The 16,187-nt window shown below is 68.8% G+C and carries 18 protein-coding genes and 1 tRNA gene; 10 read left to right on the top strand and 9 right to left on the bottom strand.

What is annotated here, in order from left to right; all coding sequences use genetic code 11:
- Nucleotides 1–53: 53 nt before the first annotated feature.
- The 4 genes from groL to ACQ4LY_RS10865 form a co-directional block, all read right to left on the bottom strand.
- On the bottom strand, nt 54–1,673 hold the full coding sequence (groL, locus tag ACQ4LY_RS10880; RefSeq protein WP_042539806.1) for a chaperonin GroEL: 1,620 nt from the start codon (nt 1,671–1,673) through the stop codon (nt 54–56).
- 122 nt (nt 1,674–1,795) lie between these two features.
- Nucleotides 1,796–2,374: a LytR C-terminal domain-containing protein gene (locus ACQ4LY_RS10875; RefSeq protein WP_431071352.1), complete on the bottom strand. Its 579-nt coding sequence runs from the start codon at nt 2,372–2,374 to the stop codon at nt 1,796–1,798.
- 69 nt (nt 2,375–2,443) lie between these two features.
- The gene (locus ACQ4LY_RS10870) at nt 2,444–2,701 is read right to left on the bottom strand and encodes a DUF3263 domain-containing protein (protein ID WP_431071350.1); all 258 of its coding nucleotides are present in this window, start codon (nt 2,699–2,701) and stop codon (nt 2,444–2,446) included.
- A gap of 9 nt (nt 2,702–2,710) precedes the next feature.
- On the bottom strand, nt 2,711–3,703 hold the full coding sequence (locus ACQ4LY_RS10865; protein WP_431071348.1) for a DUF2332 family protein: 993 nt from the start codon (nt 3,701–3,703) through the stop codon (nt 2,711–2,713).
- 69 nt (nt 3,704–3,772) lie between these two features.
- On the opposite strand from ACQ4LY_RS10865, the gene msrB reads away from it, so the two are divergent.
- A complete protein-coding gene (msrB, locus tag ACQ4LY_RS10860) occupies nt 3,773–4,177 on the top strand; it encodes a peptide-methionine (R)-S-oxide reductase MsrB (protein ID WP_056312565.1) in 405 nt (134 codons plus the stop codon).
- Nucleotides 4,174–4,722, top strand: a complete 549-nt coding sequence (locus ACQ4LY_RS10855) for a nitroreductase family protein (RefSeq protein WP_431071345.1) — start codon at nt 4,174–4,176, stop codon at nt 4,720–4,722. Before msrB ends, ACQ4LY_RS10855 begins: the two co-directional genes overlap by 4 nt.
- Here the strand turns inward: ACQ4LY_RS10855 and ACQ4LY_RS10850 are convergent, their stop codons facing one another.
- Nucleotides 4,723–5,601 carry a DMT family transporter gene (locus ACQ4LY_RS10850; protein ID WP_431075670.1) on the bottom strand — a complete coding sequence of 293 codons (879 nt, stop codon included), beginning with the start codon at nt 5,599–5,601 and terminating at the stop codon, nt 4,723–4,725.
- 117 nt (nt 5,602–5,718) lie between these two features.
- Between ACQ4LY_RS10850 and ACQ4LY_RS10845 the strand changes: the two genes are divergently transcribed.
- From ACQ4LY_RS10845 to ACQ4LY_RS10820, 6 genes are all read left to right on the top strand, one after another.
- Nucleotides 5,719–6,384 (top strand): SOS response-associated peptidase family protein, encoded by a 666-nt coding sequence (locus tag ACQ4LY_RS10845; RefSeq protein ID WP_431071343.1) that lies wholly within the window; start codon nt 5,719–5,721, stop codon nt 6,382–6,384.
- 4 nt (nt 6,385–6,388) lie between these two features.
- Nucleotides 6,389–6,772, top strand: a complete 384-nt coding sequence (locus tag ACQ4LY_RS10840) for an MmcQ/YjbR family DNA-binding protein (RefSeq protein ID WP_431071341.1) — start codon at nt 6,389–6,391, stop codon at nt 6,770–6,772.
- Nucleotides 6,773–6,902: 130 nt separating this feature from the next.
- A complete protein-coding gene (locus ACQ4LY_RS10835) occupies nt 6,903–7,814 on the top strand; it encodes an ABC transporter ATP-binding protein (protein WP_311244495.1) in 912 nt (303 codons plus the stop codon).
- Complete coding sequence (locus ACQ4LY_RS10830) at nt 7,811–8,620, top strand: ABC transporter permease (RefSeq protein WP_431071338.1); 810 nt, start codon at nt 7,811–7,813, stop codon at nt 8,618–8,620. The genes ACQ4LY_RS10835 and ACQ4LY_RS10830 overlap by 4 nt, the downstream gene beginning before the upstream one ends.
- A gap of 38 nt (nt 8,621–8,658) precedes the next feature.
- Nucleotides 8,659–9,930 carry a sensor histidine kinase gene (locus ACQ4LY_RS10825; protein WP_431071336.1) on the top strand — a complete coding sequence of 424 codons (1,272 nt, stop codon included), beginning with the start codon at nt 8,659–8,661 and terminating at the stop codon, nt 9,928–9,930.
- Nucleotides 9,927–10,622, top strand: coding sequence for a response regulator (locus ACQ4LY_RS10820; RefSeq protein WP_431071334.1), 696 nt, complete (start codon nt 9,927–9,929; stop codon nt 10,620–10,622). The genes ACQ4LY_RS10825 and ACQ4LY_RS10820 overlap by 4 nt, the downstream gene beginning before the upstream one ends.
- Nucleotides 10,623–10,646: 24 nt before the next feature.
- Here ACQ4LY_RS10820 and ACQ4LY_RS10815 read toward each other — a convergent pair whose 3' ends face one another.
- The 3 genes from ACQ4LY_RS10815 to ACQ4LY_RS10805 form a co-directional block, all read right to left on the bottom strand.
- Complete coding sequence (locus tag ACQ4LY_RS10815; RefSeq protein ID WP_431071332.1) at nt 10,647–11,600, bottom strand: aldo/keto reductase; 954 nt, start codon at nt 11,598–11,600, stop codon at nt 10,647–10,649.
- A 138-nt stretch (nt 11,601–11,738) separates the two neighbouring features.
- Nucleotides 11,739–11,811: transfer RNA gene (locus tag ACQ4LY_RS10810), tRNA-Thr, on the bottom strand.
- A 41-nt stretch (nt 11,812–11,852) separates the two neighbouring features.
- Nucleotides 11,853–12,803: a DsbA family protein gene (locus ACQ4LY_RS10805; protein WP_431071330.1), complete on the bottom strand. Its 951-nt coding sequence runs from the start codon at nt 12,801–12,803 to the stop codon at nt 11,853–11,855.
- A 229-nt stretch (nt 12,804–13,032) separates the two neighbouring features.
- Between ACQ4LY_RS10805 and ACQ4LY_RS10800 the strand changes: the two genes are divergently transcribed.
- Both ACQ4LY_RS10800 and ACQ4LY_RS10795 read left to right on the top strand, forming a co-directional pair.
- Entirely contained in the window at nt 13,033–14,136 is a 1,104-nt protein-coding gene (locus ACQ4LY_RS10800) for an ABC transporter ATP-binding protein (RefSeq protein WP_056312585.1), read from the top strand.
- A 79-nt stretch (nt 14,137–14,215) separates the two neighbouring features.
- Nucleotides 14,216–15,520 carry a DUF4032 domain-containing protein gene (locus ACQ4LY_RS10795; RefSeq protein WP_431071328.1) on the top strand — a complete coding sequence of 435 codons (1,305 nt, stop codon included), beginning with the start codon at nt 14,216–14,218 and terminating at the stop codon, nt 15,518–15,520.
- Between the two features lie 14 nt (nt 15,521–15,534).
- On the opposite strand, the gene ACQ4LY_RS10790 is transcribed toward ACQ4LY_RS10795, so the two are convergent.
- The gene (locus tag ACQ4LY_RS10790; RefSeq protein WP_431071326.1) at nt 15,535–16,176 is read right to left on the bottom strand and encodes an NAD(P)-dependent oxidoreductase; all 642 of its coding nucleotides are present in this window, start codon (nt 16,174–16,176) and stop codon (nt 15,535–15,537) included.
- Nucleotides 16,177–16,187: the final 11 nt, after the last annotated feature.

Raw genomic sequence — 16,187 nt, 5'->3', positions numbered from 1 at the left:
GAACGCAGAAACGCCCCGACCGAGGTCGGGGCGTTTCTGTCAGTGCTGATGGATCAGAAGTCCATGCCACCCGACGGGTCACCCATCGGAGCTGCAGCCTTCTCGGGCTTGTCAGCGACGACGACCTCGGTGGTGAGGAAGAGAGCCGCGATCGACGCTGCGTTCTGCAGTGCCGAACGGGTCACCTTCGCCGGGTCGATGATGCCCGCTGCGAACATGTCGACGTACTCACCGGTTGCCGCGTTGAGGCCCTGACCCGAGGGAAGCTCGGAGACCTTGTTCGCGACGACGCCCGGCTCGAGACCGGCGTTGAGGGCGATCTGCTTGAGCGGAGCCTCGATCGCGACGCGAACGATGTTCGCGCCGGTCGCCTCGTCGCCCGTGAGCGAGAGAGCGTCGAGGGCCTTGGTGCCGGACTGGATCAGTGCGACGCCACCACCGGGGACGATGCCCTCTTCGACGGCTGCCTTCGCGTTGCGAACGGCGTCCTCGATGCGGTGCTTGCGCTCCTTGAGCTCGACCTCGGTCGCCGCGCCCGCCTTGATGACGGCGACGCCACCTGCAAGCTTGGCGAGGCGCTCCTGGAGCTTCTCACGGTCGTAGTCGCTGTCGGTGTTCTCGATCTCGCGACGGATCTGCGTGACGCGACCCTCGATCTGGTCGGCCTCGCCGGCACCCTCGACGATCGTGGTCTCGTCCTTGGTGACGATGACCTTGCGTGCACGACCCAGCAGGTCGAGCGTGGCGTTCTCGAGCTTCAGGCCGACCTCTTCGGTGATGACCTGACCACCGGTGAGGATCGCGATGTCCTGCAGCTGCGCCTTGCGACGGTCGCCGAACCCGGGAGCCTTGACGGCGACCGACTTGAAGATGCCCTTGAGCTTGTTGAGCACGAGAGTCGCGAGAGCCTCGCCCTCGACGTCCTCGGCGATGATGACGAGCTCCTTGCCGTCCTGGATCACCTTGTCGACGATGGGCAGAAGGTCCTTGATGTTCGAGATCTTCTGGTTCGCGATGAGGATGTAGGCGTCCTCGAAGACAGCCTCCTGGCGCTCAGGGTCCGTCACGAAGTACGGGTTCAGGTAGCCCTTGTCGAAGCGCATGCCCTCGGTGAGCTCGAGCTCGGTGCCGAAGGTCTGCGACTCCTCGACGGTGACGACACCCTCCTTGCCGACCTTGTCGATCGCCTCGGCGATGAGCTCGCCGATCGCGGGGTCAGCGGCGGAGATCGAAGCGGTCGCGGCGATCTGCTCCTTGGAGTCGATCTCCTTCGCGCTGGCGAGGAGCTCTTCGGTGATCGCTGCGACGGCCTTCTCGATGCCGCGCTTGAGCGAGATCGGGTCTGCGCCGGCCGCGACGTTGCGCAGGCCCTCGCGGACGAGTGCCTGAGCGAGCACCGTGGCGGTCGTGGTTCCGTCGCCGGCGACGTCGTCGGTCTTCTTGGCGACCTCCTTGACGAGCTCCGCGCCGATCTTCTCGTACGGGTCGTCGAGCTCGATCTCCTTGGCGATGGACACGCCGTCGTTCGTGATCGTGGGGGCGCCCCACTTCTTCTCCAGCACGACGTTGCGACCGCGCGGGCCGAGCGTCACCTTGACGGCGTCGGCGAGAATGTTGAGGCCGCGCTCGAGGCCGCGGCGGGCCTCCTCATCGAAAGCGATGATCTTTGCCATGAGTTTTGTCGTCCCTCCTGGACGTAGACGTTGGGTTTAGCACTCAGAGTGAGAGAGTGCTAACGCCATTCTGGCACTCGACCCCATCGAGTGCAAGCTGCGCGGAGGGACTGCGTGGTGGTCTACGGGGCGGGCGTCTCTGCCGGAGTCTCCGGCGCAGTCGTCGACCGGTCGACTCCGATGACCACAGTCAGCTGCTTCGCCCCCGTGTCGTTCAGATCTGCGTAGAAGTCGCTCTGCTCGACCGCCGCCCCGCCGATCAGGTTGGCGAGTCCGATGGCGGCCAGCTCGTCCTCGTCGGCGATGTAGTACACGGTCGTGGTCGAGAAGTCCTGGCTCGCGCTGTCGCTGGCGAAGACGACGTCGGCCGCCCAGCCGTTGTTGATCAACGTGTCCCGCATCTGCTCGTCGAGCCCCGCGTCGGGTGACGCGTTCAGGATCATCACCGAGTACGTGACATCGACCACGCCGGTCTCGACCGGTGTGGGGGTCGCCGTGGGAACCGCCTCGGGGAAGAGCGTGATCCGCCCCATCACCACGAGCGAGCCGAAGATGCCGCCGATGATGAGCACCAGGGCGGCCACGAAGGACCAGAGCAGGACGACCCAGCCGTTCATCCCGGGGGCTTCGGCGCGGTGCGCTCCGACGCGTCCGGACGATCGGGGGACGTCGTCGAATCGATCTCGGCTGGGCTTTGACACTCCTCGATGCTAACGGCACCGACCCGTGTATCCGCATCGTGACGCCTCAGCGCGTGGCGGGACGCTCCGTCAGCCGACGAAACCGGGGGTGCGCGACGCCCTCTGGAAAGACCGCGCGTCGCGGAGGCGGCGGAGCCGGCGCACCAGCATGGGGTCGTACTCCAAGGCCGCCTCGGACTCGAGCAGACGCCCGAGGAGCTGGTAGTAGCGGGCCGAGCTCATGCCCAGCTGGGTGCGGATGGTCTCCTCCTTGGCGCCGCCGTGCCGCGGCCACGCGGTCTCCAGCGCGAGGATCGCACGATCCCGCTCGCTCAGCTCTCCCAGCATGGGATCAGATTAGTTCGCCGCCGCGTCGATCCCGGCGCGCCACTCCCACCATCGGCCGAGTGGGTCGGCGGCTGCACGCACCTTCCCATCGAGGGCCACGACGAAACCGGGCCATCCCTCGGCGGCCACCGGAGGCTTCCACACGTCGAGGAGCGCGGGAGGGTCGATCGTCACCCAGCGCGCGTCGAGCCCGCGGATGCGCGCGACGAGGGCCTCGCGCGCCTCCCGGGGGATGTGCACGAGCACGCCGGGAGTCGTCACGACGAGCGTGGCGCCACGGGGCGCCTCTGCGGCGAGCGCGTCGATCTGCTCGACAGCGTCTCCGGCGACGAGCCTCGGCGGGTCTGACGCCGCGATGTCGAGCGCCGCGGTCACGCGCTGCTCCCGCCCGTCCTCCCCCGGCCACACGAGTCCCTGCAGCCAGCGTCGATCGCGGTCGTCACGGGCGTCGAGAGGCGCGAGGTCGATGCCGGCACGCCACGCCACATCCGGCATCCTGATGGGGGGAAGGTCTCCTTCGACACGACTCTCGAGCACGACGGTCGATGTGCCGTCCGCGGGATCGAGCGACGACCGCAGCCGTCCGTCGGCGTCGACGAAGCGGTACGAGTACCGGTCGGGGTACAGGCAGAGCCCCGCGGAGGCGCCGACCTCGAGCAGCGCGATCGGGCCGTCGATCTCGGACAGCACGGGAAGCAGCGGGGCGAGTCGCAGCGGCTCGTTCGTCTGCAGGCGCCGCGCGGTGCACTCGGCGACGATCTCGTCGGCACGCGCCACGACGAACGACCGCCAGGCGCCGTAGTCGTCGAGTGCCGCACCCAGCATCCGCGTCACCGCGAACACGAGAGGGGGCTGTCGCCTGCTCTCCGGGATCCGCGCGAGGATCGCCTGCATGTCGGAGTCGCCAGCGATGCCCTCCGCCCATTCGACATACAGGTCGCTGCGCCCTGGCGCCTCCTGCTCGGCGAAGCGCGCGTAGCGCTGCTGCACGGCATCCGTCATGCATCCATTGTCTCGTGGCGCCGACGGGTGTCGAACGCGAGAGAATGGAGCAGACCCCCAGGAGGACCGATGTCGTACAGCGTGGACAAGACCGAAGAAGAGTGGCGCGAAGAGCTCGGCGAAGAGCAGTACGCCGTGCTGCGCGAAGCCGCGACAGAGCGTGCGTGGACGGGCGAGCTGCTCGACGAAGGCCGTGCGGGCCTCTACACCTGCGGGGCGTGCGGCGCCGAGCTCTTCAAGAGCGGCACGAAGTTCGATTCCGGATGCGGATGGCCGAGCTTCTACGAGTCGATCCGGCCCGACGCGGTGCAACTGATCGAGGACACGACTCTCGGCATGGTGCGCACCGAGGTGCGCTGCGCGAGCTGCGGCTCGCACCTGGGCCATGTCTTCCCCGATGGCTTCGGCACGCCCACCGGCGACCGGTACTGCATGAACTCCATCGCGATGAACTTCACGCCCGAAGAGTCGTGAGCGCCCTCGAGGCCGTCCGTGCTCGACAGTCCTGGTCGAAGGTCACCGACGAAGCGCCGTCACGCGATGAGCTGCTGAAGCTCGTCGCCGCAGCCGGTCGCGTCGCCGACCACTCGTCGCTGCGTCCGTGGCGGCTCGTCGAGCTGCGCGGGTCTGACCGCGAGGTGCTGGGCGCTGCGATCGCGAAGGCGGAGGGAGACAAATCGCCCTCGTCCAAGCCCCTCAGAGCTCCCCTTCTGATCGCCGTGGTGGCCAGCTATCGCAAGAGCGACAAGGTGCCCAGGTGGGAGCAGGAGGCTGTCGCCTCCGGCGTCGCGCACATGCTCAGTCTGCTGCTCGACGAGGCGGGCTGGGGTGTGCTCTGGCGCACCGGGCGATACACGCGCTCGAAGGCCGTGGCCAAGGCGCACGGCATCGGCAAGAACGAGGAGCTGCTCGGCTGGCTGTACGTCGGCGGCAAGCCCGCGGGCAAGAAGCCCGGACGACGCAAGCCCGTCGATGCGCGCGCGCTCGTGACCCGCATGCCGCAGCCGAAGAAGAAGTAGTCAGGCCCGCCGGCGCCGTGGCAGGGCGACGATGACGGATGCCACGGCGACGACCACCATGCCGACGATCTGCCAGAGCGCGGGTCCCGCGGCCGCAGGCCACAGCAGGTCGATGATCACCGACGTCGCGAGCTGTCCCAGCACCGACCCGAGCCCCATCAGCAGCACACCGGTGTGCGCCACGATGAAGGCTCCGAGCAGGATGTAGGCCGAACCCAGGAACCCGCCGAGATACAGCCAGGGCTCGGCGGGCGGCGCCTGCGGCAGACCTCGCACGGCGATGCTGATCCCTGCGGCGACGAGAAGCGCGATCGTCCCTGCGATGAAGCTCATGAGCGTCGCCGAGAGCGGCGACTGCACCCGCTGGGCCAGACGACCGTTGGTCGCCGCCTGCCACGCGATGCCGACACCCGCGGCGAACGGCAGGAGGAGCATCCACAGGGGCGCCGTGGCGAGTACGTGACCGCTCAGCGATATCCCGACCGCGGCGAGCGCGAGTGCCCCGCCGAGCACACGCCCCGGGGTCACGGCGACGACACCGGCCGGCCCGAAGCCGATGCGGTCGAGCACGAGACCGTGCAGCGTCTGCCCCGCGACGACGCCGACCGTGAAGAGCGAGACGCCGAGCACGCCGGCCGTGACGCCCTGGGTCGAGACGGTGAGGGCTCCGCACGCGCCGCCGAGCAGCATCCAGAAAGGGATCGTGCGATCGCGGATGCCGGCACGCAAGCGCCCGACTCCGCGCCTCGCCGAGGGGATGCAGAGGATCACGACGATCAGGGCGGCGAGCCCGACGGTGAACGAGATGAGACCCGCGACGATGCCGTTGTCGACTCTGACCCCGAGCACCCCGTTGATGCGGGCCTGGACGGCGGTCATGACGCCGATCGCCACCGCCCCGCCGAGCGCTACGGGCGCGGACAGTCGGCGGGTCTGGGGCACCTGCCCACGCTACCCGAGCGGACGTATGTCGGTGGCCGGGCGTACCCTGGCTGCATGTGCGCGAGCTATGGTCTGGATCCGCGGTTCACCGACACCGAGCTCCTCGCTGCGGCCGACGAGGCCGTGCTCGAGGGGCTCCGCGGGTGGGCGCAGGAGAACGCCCGCGAGACCGTGCGTCCGACGGGCAAGAACCTCCGCAACCTCAACCCGATCGTGATGCAGCCCGAGACCGCTCGGACGCTCGAGCCGGTGTTGGAGCCCGCGTGGTGGGGCTTTCTGATCGGCGGAGAGCCCTCGAAGTTCCCGTCGATCAACACCCGTTCCGAGCGCTTGCAAGACCGCCCCGGCGGGTTGAAGACCAGGGCGCTCGTGCCGGCGACCAGCTGGTATGAGATGAAGAAGCCCGAGCGTGTGTGGCACGAGTTCCTCGTCGACGACGGGGCGCTGTTCGGCATGGCCGCCGTCACCCGACGCGGACGCACGGCTGATGGGGAGTCCTTCACCTGCTACTCGATCGTGATGCGCCCGGCTCCTCCGCACCTCGCCGGCATCCACGACCGGATGCCTCTGCTGATTCCGGCCTCGCTGAGCGAGGACTGGCTCACCGCCGAGCCGACGAAAGAGATCATCGACGAGGCGCTGCTCGCTGCTGCGACGCTCGACGAACGCGTGCAGGCCGCCCCTCGCGCGGACGACAAGGGCGCGGATCGGCTGTTCTGAGCACATGGATTCGACCCAGTTGAACGCTGCCGCCACCGAGCGCGCAGAAGAGCTGCCCGGAGCGCAGCGCGAGAACCCGTTCGGTCCCGAGTGGGACGTGTACAAGGTGCGAGGGCGGGTGTTCCTGCTGGTCCCCCTCGACGGCACCGGAAGGATCACGCTCAAGTCGCACCCCGACGACGCGGTGGCGCTGCGCGAGACGTTCGCCGACATCGTGCCCGGCTATCACATGAACAAGAAGCACTGGATCACGCTGATGCCCGGGCCTTCTCTCGAAGAAGACCTCGTGACCGAGCTCGTCACCGAGTCGTACCGGCTTGTCGTCGAGAAGCTCCCGAAGGCGCAGCGCCCGGTCGATCCGAATCTGTTCGGACGCCCGACTCCGTGATTCGGCACTGACGACGCGGCACCGGCACCGCGGGACACCGAGCATCCGCCTCGAGGATGACCCCCGGCATCGGCGGAACGGTACCCCGGGAGGACGCGCAGGCCCGGACCCCGTCTGTAGCGTCGAAGACATGATCACAGCAGAAGGCCTCACGAAGAGATTCGGAGACAAGACAGCCGTCCAGGACGTGTCGTTCACGGTGCAGCCGGGCACGGTCACGGGATTCCTCGGGCCGAACGGCGCGGGCAAGTCCACGACGATGCGCATGATCGTCGGCCTCGACCGGCCCACCTCCGGCACGGCGACCGTCGGCGGACGGGAGTACCGGAAGCTCCGCGCACCGCTCACCGAGGTCGGCGTGCTGCTCGACGCGAAGGCGGTGCACACCGGTCGCACCGCGCGCAACCACCTCCGCGCGATGGCGGCGACCCACGGCATCCCCGCCTCTCGCGTCGACGAGGTCATCGACCTCGCCGGCATCGGCCCGGTCGCCCGCAAGCGCGCGGGCAAGTTCTCGCTCGGCATGGGGCAGCGGCTCGGAATCGCCTCCGCACTGCTCGGGGACCCGCACACTCTGATCCTCGACGAGCCGGTGAACGGCCTCGACCCCGAGGGAGTCCGCTGGGTGCGCCAGTTCGTGCGCCATGCGGCCTCCGAGGGACGGACGGTCCTGCTGTCCAGCCACCTGATGAGCGAGATGGCGCAGACCGCCGATCACGTGATCGTGATGGGCCGCGGCCAGGTGCTCGCCGATGCTCCACTGCAGGAGCTGGTGCGCGCGTGGACCACGAACACCGTGCGCGTGCGCACCCCTCGCGCCGCCGATCTGGCGGCCGCTGTCGGAGGACCGTCGGTCGAGATCGTGAGCTCCGCTCCCGATCTGCTCGACATCGTCGGTCTGCCCGCGTCGCGCATCGGCGACCTCGCCGCGGATCGCGGCATCCCCCTGCACGAACTCACCCCGACCACAGGATCGCTCGAAGACGCGTACCTCGCGCTCACCGGCGACTCGGTCGAGTACCGGACGAAGGAGATCTCATGACCGTCCAGGCTCCGCCCCTCACCCGCGCGCAGGTCGACACAGGCCGACGCCTCACATTCGTCCGGGCGGTCCGCGGCGAGTGGATCAAGCTCTCGACGCTGCGCTCGACCTGGTGGTCGATCGGCATCGCCGCGATCCTCACGATCGGCATCGCCGTGCTCATCGCACAGGCGGTCGACGTGCCCGGCTTCGAGCCCATCCAGGCCGTCGTGATGCCGATCCAGTTCACGATGCTGCTCGCCGGCATCCTCGGTGCGATCTCGGTGACCGGCGAGTATTCGACCGGGATGATCCGCTCGACGCTCGCGGCCAACCCCAAGCGCGGGTCAGTGCTCGCCGCCAAGGCGACCGTGATCGGCCTCTTCATGTTCGTGTCGTCGCTGGTGATCTTCACCGCCGCGGCCGTCGCGGTCTCCGCGATCGTCGCCCCGCGTGATCAGAGCATCGACTGGAGCGACCCGTCGATGTCGATCCTGCCGATCGTCGTCTCATCGCTCGCCATGGCGGTCTTCGCCCTGATCGGCGTCGCGTTCGGCTTCATCCTGCGCTCGGGCGCCGGAGCGATCGCCGCGACCGTGGGACTGCTGTTCGTGCTGCCGATCGTGGCGAGCTTCTTCGCGATCGCCGGCGAGGCATGGGCCTGGGTGATGGATGCCGCGAACTACCTGCCCGTCGCCGCAGCGCAGAGCGCGATCCTGCCCGAGGGCGCCGCTCTCGAAGGACCGGTCGCGTACCTGACGCTGGCCGGCTGGGTCGCCGCGGGGATGCTCGCCGCCTGGGCCGTGCTCCGCACGCGGGACGCGTGATCATCATGATCCGCGATGCAGCCGCGTAGAGTCGCCCAGTGAGCAGAACGCGCAGCCGCAGCACCCCAGTCCGCGAGGACGAGGCGCTGCGGCTGCCGCGTCCGCCGGGGGTTCTGAGACGCTTCTGGGCGCGGCATCCGGTCGTCGCCGACGTCCTGATCGCCCTGGTGTGCCTGCTGCTCTCCCTGGTGCCCGCGGGCGTCATCACGAATGACCTGCCCGCGCCATTCGCCATCGGGGTGGCCATCCTGGTTCCCGCGTCCGTCGTCGCGGCCTGCGCGACCCTGCTGTGGCGGCGCCGACGTCCGCTCGTGCCGTTCGTCGCCTCCTTCGCCCTCGAGGCCGGATTCCTGTTCGCGCTGCAGCCGATCGGCTCGCCGCTGCTGCTGGTCACCTGCTATTCGCTGGCGGTGTATCGCTCATCGCGAGCGGCGTGGACGGGCTTCGGCATCGGGCTCCTCTCGCTCGGCGCCTTCGGTGGACTGCTCACACTCACGGGCGTCATCACGCTGCAGATCGCCGCGAACGCCGTCATCATGTCGCTCGTGCTCGGATTGATCGGCACGCTCATCGGCGTCAATGTGGGTGGCCGCAAGCGCTACCTCGCAGCGGTGATCGACCGCTCTCGACAGCTGCTCGTCGAGCGCGATCAGCAGGCGCAGCTCGCCGCCGCCGGAGAGCGCGCGCGCATCGCCCGGGAGATGCACGACATCGTCTCGCACTCGCTGACGGTGATCGTCGCCCTGTCCGAGGGTGCCGCCGCCACCTCCGACCCCGAGCAGGCTCGGGCGGCCACCACAGCGTCGGCTGAGACGGCACGCAGTGCGCTCACCGAGATGCGCGCGATGCTCGGGGTCCTGCGAGCAGACGATTCCCCTCTGCCCCTCGCGCCGCTGGCGCCCACGCCTCCGCAGGAGACCGTCGCGCACGCGCAGCGCGCAGGTTACCCCGTGACACTCTCGGTCTCGGGCGGCACCGACCTCTCGCCCGCCGTCGCCCACGCTGTCGGGCGCATCGTGCAAGAGGGCGTCACCAACGCGATGCGGCATGCACCGGGTGCGTCGTCGATCGCCGTCCGACTCGTCTACACGGCGAATGCGGTGACGGCAGAGATCGTCAACGACGGCGCCACGGGTCCGGTCGGGACATCGGGGTTCGGCCTGCGGGGTCTCGCCGAGCGCGCCGCGCACGCCGGCGGAAGCGTCGTCTCCGCGCCGCTGGACGGCGGCAGGTGGATGCTGCGCGCTGACCTTCCGACGACGCCCGATCCGAGCGAACCCACCGCACCTGACCTGGAGGACAGACCATGACCGACTCGATCTCGATCCTGCTCGTCGACGACCAGCAGCTCATCCGACTCGGGTTCCGGATGGTGCTCGAAGCCGAGGCCGACATGGTGGTGGTCGGCGAGGCTGAGGACGGCCACGCGGCCATCGCCCAGGCTGCGGCGCTGCAGCCCGATGTGGTGCTCATGGACATCCGGATGCCGGGGCTCGACGGCATCGCGGCTACCGAGGCGATCGTCCACGCGCACCCCGAGACGCGTGTGCTGGTGCTGACGACGTTCGATCTCGACGACTACGCGTTCGGGGCGATCCGCGCGGGTGCCAGCGGATTCCTGCTTAAGGATGCGCAACGACACGAGATGATCTCGGCCATCCGCGCGATCCACCGTGGCGACGCGGCGCTCGCGCCGCGGGTCACACGGATGCTGCTCGAACACGTGACGCCTGGCTTGAGTGCCTCTCCCGCTCAATCGGTCGTGACGATCGACGATCCCACGACCGATCTCACCGACCGCGAGCGCGATGTGTTCCTCGAGATCGCGCGCGGGCTGTCGAATGCCGAGATCGCGCAGGCGCTTTTCGTCAGCGAGTCGACGGTGAAGACGCACGTCGGGCGCGTGCTCGCGAAGCTCGGGGCCCGCGACCGGATCCATCTGGTGATCCTGGCCCACCGGCTCGGGCTCATCGACGACGACGCCCCGCCCTCCGGCTCGTAGGCCGCGGGCGGGGCGCGAACTCTGTCAGGCCTTCGCGGGAGTCCATTCCGACACGCGGTCGAGCGCGTCGACCTCGTCGGCGGTCAGCTCCAGCCGCGCACCGGCGAGGAGATCCGGCACCTGCTCGACGGTGCGGGCGCTGGCGATCGGAGCAGCCACCGTCGGCTGGGCGCGCAGCCATGCCAGCGAGGTCGCGGCGATCGAGGCACCGTGCGCGTCGCCGATCTGCTCGAGCGTGTCGATGATCCGCAGACCCGCCTCGGTGGCGTACTTCGCTGCGCCCGAGGCACGAGGAGAAGTCTGTCCCTCAGTGTCCGCGGAGCGGTACTTGCCGGTCAGGAACCCGCTGGCGAGCGAGTAGTACGGCACGAGCCCGAGGCCGAACTCCTCGGCGACCGGGATGATCGTCTCCTCGACGTCGTTGCGGTGCACGAGGTTGTAGTGCGGCTGCACGGCGACGGGCAGGGCGACGCCCGTGCGGCGGGCGATCTCGACCCATTCGCGGATGCGGTCGGCGCTGTAGTTCGAGACGGCGACGTTGCGCACCAGGCCGTCGGCGACGAGCTCGCCGAAGGCACCGACGGTCTCCTCCAGCGGCACGCTCTCATCGTCGAAGTGCGCGTAGTAGAGGTCGATCGTGTCGACCCCGAGGCGGCCGAGCGATGCTTCGGCGGCCCTGCGGACGTTCGCGGCCGCGAGTCCCTTGAACTCCGGGTGCTGGCTCACCTTGGTGGCGACGACCACGCCCTCGGGCTTGCGCGAGGAGAGCCACTCGCCGATGATCGTCTCGCTCTCGCCGCCCGAGTTTCCCGGCACCCACGCGCTGTATCCGTCGGCGGTGTCGATGAAGTCGCCTCCCCCGTCGACGAACGCGTCGAGCACGGCGAACGATTCGTCGCGGTCGGCCGTCCAGCCGAACACGTTGCCACCGAGCGAGAGGGGGAAGACGTCAAGATCACTGTTTCCGATACGAGTCATACTCGGGACAACCCATGACCCCCGCGCACTATTTCGCGTGTGACGCCGAATGTCATCAGCCGCCGTCGAAAAGCGGCAGGGAAGCGACGAAGGCCCGCATCCCCGGTGTTGCCTGGAGATGCGGGCCTTCACATGCGGTGCCGACTACAGGACTCGAACCTGCAACCCCCGTATTACAAGTACGGTGCGCTACCAATTGCGCCAAGTCGGCGGACGCCACCCAGCTTAGCGAGGGGTGACTGGTGCCGAGAACTACGGCGTGGTGGTCGGGGTGGGAGTCGGCGTCGGGCTGGGCGACTCGGTGGCGTAATACGCGTCGCTCGCGACGGTCAGCACGAACTGCGAGAACTCGCTCGGGTCGTCGAGCGCGCCGACATAGGCCTCGCCGTTGACGACGATCATGGGTGCTGCGGTCAGCACGAGGTCGTCCGAGCCGACGAGCGGGCCCTCGAGGGCACGCGAGGTGGCTTCCTTCGCCCAGGTCACGTAGTCCTGGTTCTCGATGCAGGAGCGCACGCTCTTCACGTTGTCCGAGCCCACGGCGCCGGCGATGTCTGCGAGCTGCGCGTCGGAGAAGCCGTCGGTGTTCACCTCGGGCTGGTCGTCGAGCAGGTCGTGGTTGAAGGCGTAGAACTGCGCGGGCGAATGCGTCGCGACGCACGCGGCGGCCGCAGCGGAGCGCAGCGAGTACTTGGTGCCGTTCGAGCTGGCGGTGAGCAGTGCGACCGGGTGGTACGTCACGGTCGCCGCGCCCTCGGTGATCCAGTTCACGAGCTGGCGGGCGTTCGCGCGCTCGAACTCACCGGCATCCGGCGACAGGTAGTCGACATAGACGTGGATGTCCACGGTGCTCGACGTGGTCGGCGCGGGGGTCGGCGTCGCCTCGCCACCGGTCTCGGTCTCGTCGGGGCTCGGAGCAGCGACGCCATCCTCGGAGGCGGCGGTCGCGCTGATGTCCGAGACGAGGATGCCGTCGTCGTCCATGCCGCCGGGCGTGAGCTGCGGCTTCGACACCTGCGCCGAGACGGCGAGGGTGATGGCGGTGCCGATCGCACCGACGGCGACCACGGCGATGGCGCCGAGGATGATCCGTCGCATCACGCGCGCCCTCGACTGCTGGGCATGCACCTTCTGTGCCTTCTCCCGCACGACCTCACGCGAATTGCGAGGGCTGGGGACGTTCGGCGTCTCGTCGCTCGACATCGTTCCTCTAGACAGTCTCAGGGGGGCAGGGTGGCCCCGGACGCCGCTCGGGCGGCGAACGCCGCGTTAAGCGGCCGAGAACGATGTTAACCAGCCAGGCTGAGAAATACCCAGATAGACAGGTTTCTGACATACTGAACCCGACCCGATGAGGGGTCACGGCGGATCACTCCGCCGCTCTATCACTACGGATCGTCCGGCACGTACCTGCCGGTGAAGGAGAAACACAATGGCATCTGTGACTTTCGACGAGGCCACCCGCCTCTACCCCGGCGGAACCCGCCCGGCTGTCGACAAGCTCAACCTCGAGGTCGCCGATGGCGAATTCCTCGTTCTCGTCGGCCCTTCCGGCTGCGGAAAGTCCACCTCGCTGCGTATGCTCGCCGGCCTCGAAGAGGTCAACGCCGGTCGCATCCTCATCGGTGACCGCGACGTGACGGACGTGCCGCCGAAGGACCGCGACATCGCGATGGTGTTCCAGAACTACGCGCTCTACCCGCACATGACGGTCGCCGAGAACATGGGCTTCGCGCTCAAGATCGCCGGCGTCGGCAAGGAAGAGCGCGCCAGCCGCGTTCTCGAGGCTGCCAAGCTGCTCGACCTCGAGGAGTACCTGACCCGCAAGCCGAAGGCCCTCTCGGGTGGTCAGCGTCAGCGTGTCGCGATGGGTCGCGCGATCGTCCGTCAGCCCCAGGTCTTCCTCATGGACGAGCCGCTGTCGAACCTCGACGCCAAGCTCCGCGTCCAGACGCGTACGCAGATCGCGTCGCTGCAGCGTCGCCTGGGCGTCACGACGGTCTACGTCACGCACGACCAGACCGAGGCCCTCACCATGGGTGACCGCATCGCGGTCCTCAAGGACGGTCTGCTCCAGCAGGTCGGCTCGCCGCGCGACCTGTACGAGAAGCCCGAGAACGTGTTCGTCGCCGGCTTCATCGGCTCGCCCGCCATGAACCTGTTCAGCGCGGACCTGGCTGAGGGCGGCATCCGCTTCGGCACCGAGGTCGTCCCGCTCGACCGCGACACCGTGGGCCGCGCCAACGGCTCGCAGGTCACCGTGGGCGTGCGCCCCGAGGACATCACCGTCGGCCCCGCCGACGGCAAGGGCCTCTCCGTCGTCGTCGACCTCGTCGAGGAGCTCGGCGCCGACGGCTACCTCTACGGTCACACCGAGATCAACGGCAAGCGCGCCGACCTGGTCGCCCGTGTCGACGGTCGCAGCCACCCCAACGCAGGCGAGACCGTCACCCTCGCGGCGAACGCGGGCCACGTGCACGCGTTCGACATCGAGTCCGGCGTGCGCCTGAACGACAAGCCGATCGTCTCCGCCTGATCGGATCCACAGACGCGGCGCGGGCTGACTTCGGTCGCCCGCGCCGCTTCTGCTTTTCCCACCCACCGTCTGGAGAGCCATGCAGGATGCGCTGCGGATCACCGCGAGCTCGATCGACCCTGGTCTGCTCGCCCTTCCCTGGTCGACGACGCTGGCCAAGTGGCCCTCCGAGCAGATCGTGTCACTGCCGAAGGGCCTCTCCCGCCACCTCGTGCGGTTCGCCGATCTCTCCGGCCGCGTCGTCGCTGTCAAGGAGACGACCGATGAGATGGCGAAGCGAGAGTACGAGATGCTCGGCAACCTCGCACGCCTCGACATCCCCTGCGTCGACCGCGTCGCCGTGATCGCCGGACGGACGGATGCCGCGGGCGAACCTCTTCCCGCCGCGCTCGTCACCTCGCACCTGCGGTTCTCGATGCCGTACCGCGCCCTGTTCACCCGGGTGCTGCGCCCCGACACCGCCACACGCCTCGTCGACGCCCTGGCCGTGCTGCTGGTGCGTCTGCACAACGTCGGCTTCTACTGGGGCGACGTCTCGCTCTCGAACACCCTCTTCCGGCGCGACGCGGGCGCCTACGCCGCATACCTCGTCGACGCCGAGACCGGCGAGCTGCACGAGGAGGGTCTGACCGACGGCCAGCGCGCCTACGATCTCGATCTCGCCCGCACCAACATCGCCGGCGAGATCATGGACCTCGCCGCGGGCGGCCGGCTCGAGCACGGCGTCGACGCGATCGCGATCGCCGACGGGATCGTCTCGTCCTACCGCTCGCTGTGGGCCGAGCTGACGGTGCAGGAGTCCTTCGCCTCGGCCGAGACCTGGCGCATCACCGAGCGTGTGGAGCGGCTCAACGCGCTCGGATTCGACATCGACGAGATGTCGATGTCGACCACAGCCGACGGCACGGTCGTCGAGATCCAGCCGAAGGTGGTGGATGCCGGGCACCACCAGCGCCGCCTCATCCGCCTGACCGGACTCGATGTCGAGGAGAACCAGGCCCGACGACTGCTCAACGACCTCGACGAGTTCCGCGCCCGATCCACCAAGCAGTGGGCGGACGAGGAGATGTACGCGCACGAATGGCTGACCCGGGTGTTCGAGCCCGTCGTGCGCGCGATCCCTTGGGAGCTGCGCGCCAAGCTCGAACCCGCTGAGGTGTTCCACCAGGTGCTCGAGCATCGCTGGTACCTGTCACAGGCCCAGGGACGCTCCGTGCCGCTCGCCGAGGTGCTGACGAGCTACATCAACGAGGTGCTGCGGCACCGGCGCGATGAGGCGACCATCATGGGTCCGCCCACCGAGACGATGAGCCTGCCGGTGATCACGGGCACGAACCCCGTCACCGATGACGACGACGAGATCGACTGGCGCGACCTCGTCTGATCGTGTTCTGCCGTTCAGTATCCGACCGTGAAGCGCCCGCGACGGTGCGCGCCGCGCTCGACCTCGTCGATCACAGCGATCGCGAAATCGGCGCCCGAGATGAACGACTTGCCGTCGGCATCCCGCACGAGGACGTCGCCGCCGTCGCGGTAGTGACCCGTGCGCTCTCCCTCGGCCCAGGGTCCGAAGACCTCGGCCGGGTGGATGAAGAACCAGTCGAGCGCCTCGTCGGTCGACTCGAGCAGCGCGAGAGAGTCGATGCCGACCTGCGCCTCGTGCTTGTACTCCTCGGGGAAGTCGAGGTCGAAGAGCCGGGGGCCACCGGGAGCGACCAGGCTCCCGCCGGCTCCGCCGACCACACCGATGCGGGTCTTCGTACCGCTCAGCTTCTCGACGAGGCCGCCGAGCGCGTCGAGCACCGAGTTCTCCATGTCGCCGCGGGGAGACAGTGCCGACACGACCGCATCCGCACCATCGAAGACGTCGCCGAGGGTCGCCAGGTCGAGCACGGAACCCTGCACGTTCCTCGCACCCTCGACCGGGTTCGACGGCTCGGAGCGGGACACCGAGACCACCTCGTGGCCGCGGCTCACCGCCTCCGAGACGATGTGACGTCCGGCGTAGCCGGTTCCCCCGAGGACGACGATGCGAGCCATGAGCTTCTCTC

The organism is Microbacterium phyllosphaerae (assembly GCF_050628115.1).
In the GTDB taxonomy this organism is placed as follows: domain Bacteria; phylum Actinomycetota; class Actinomycetes; order Actinomycetales; family Microbacteriaceae; genus Microbacterium; species Microbacterium phyllosphaerae_A.
The sequence above is the reverse complement of the archived record's forward strand: the minus strand, read 5'-3'. Positions and strand labels throughout refer to the sequence as shown.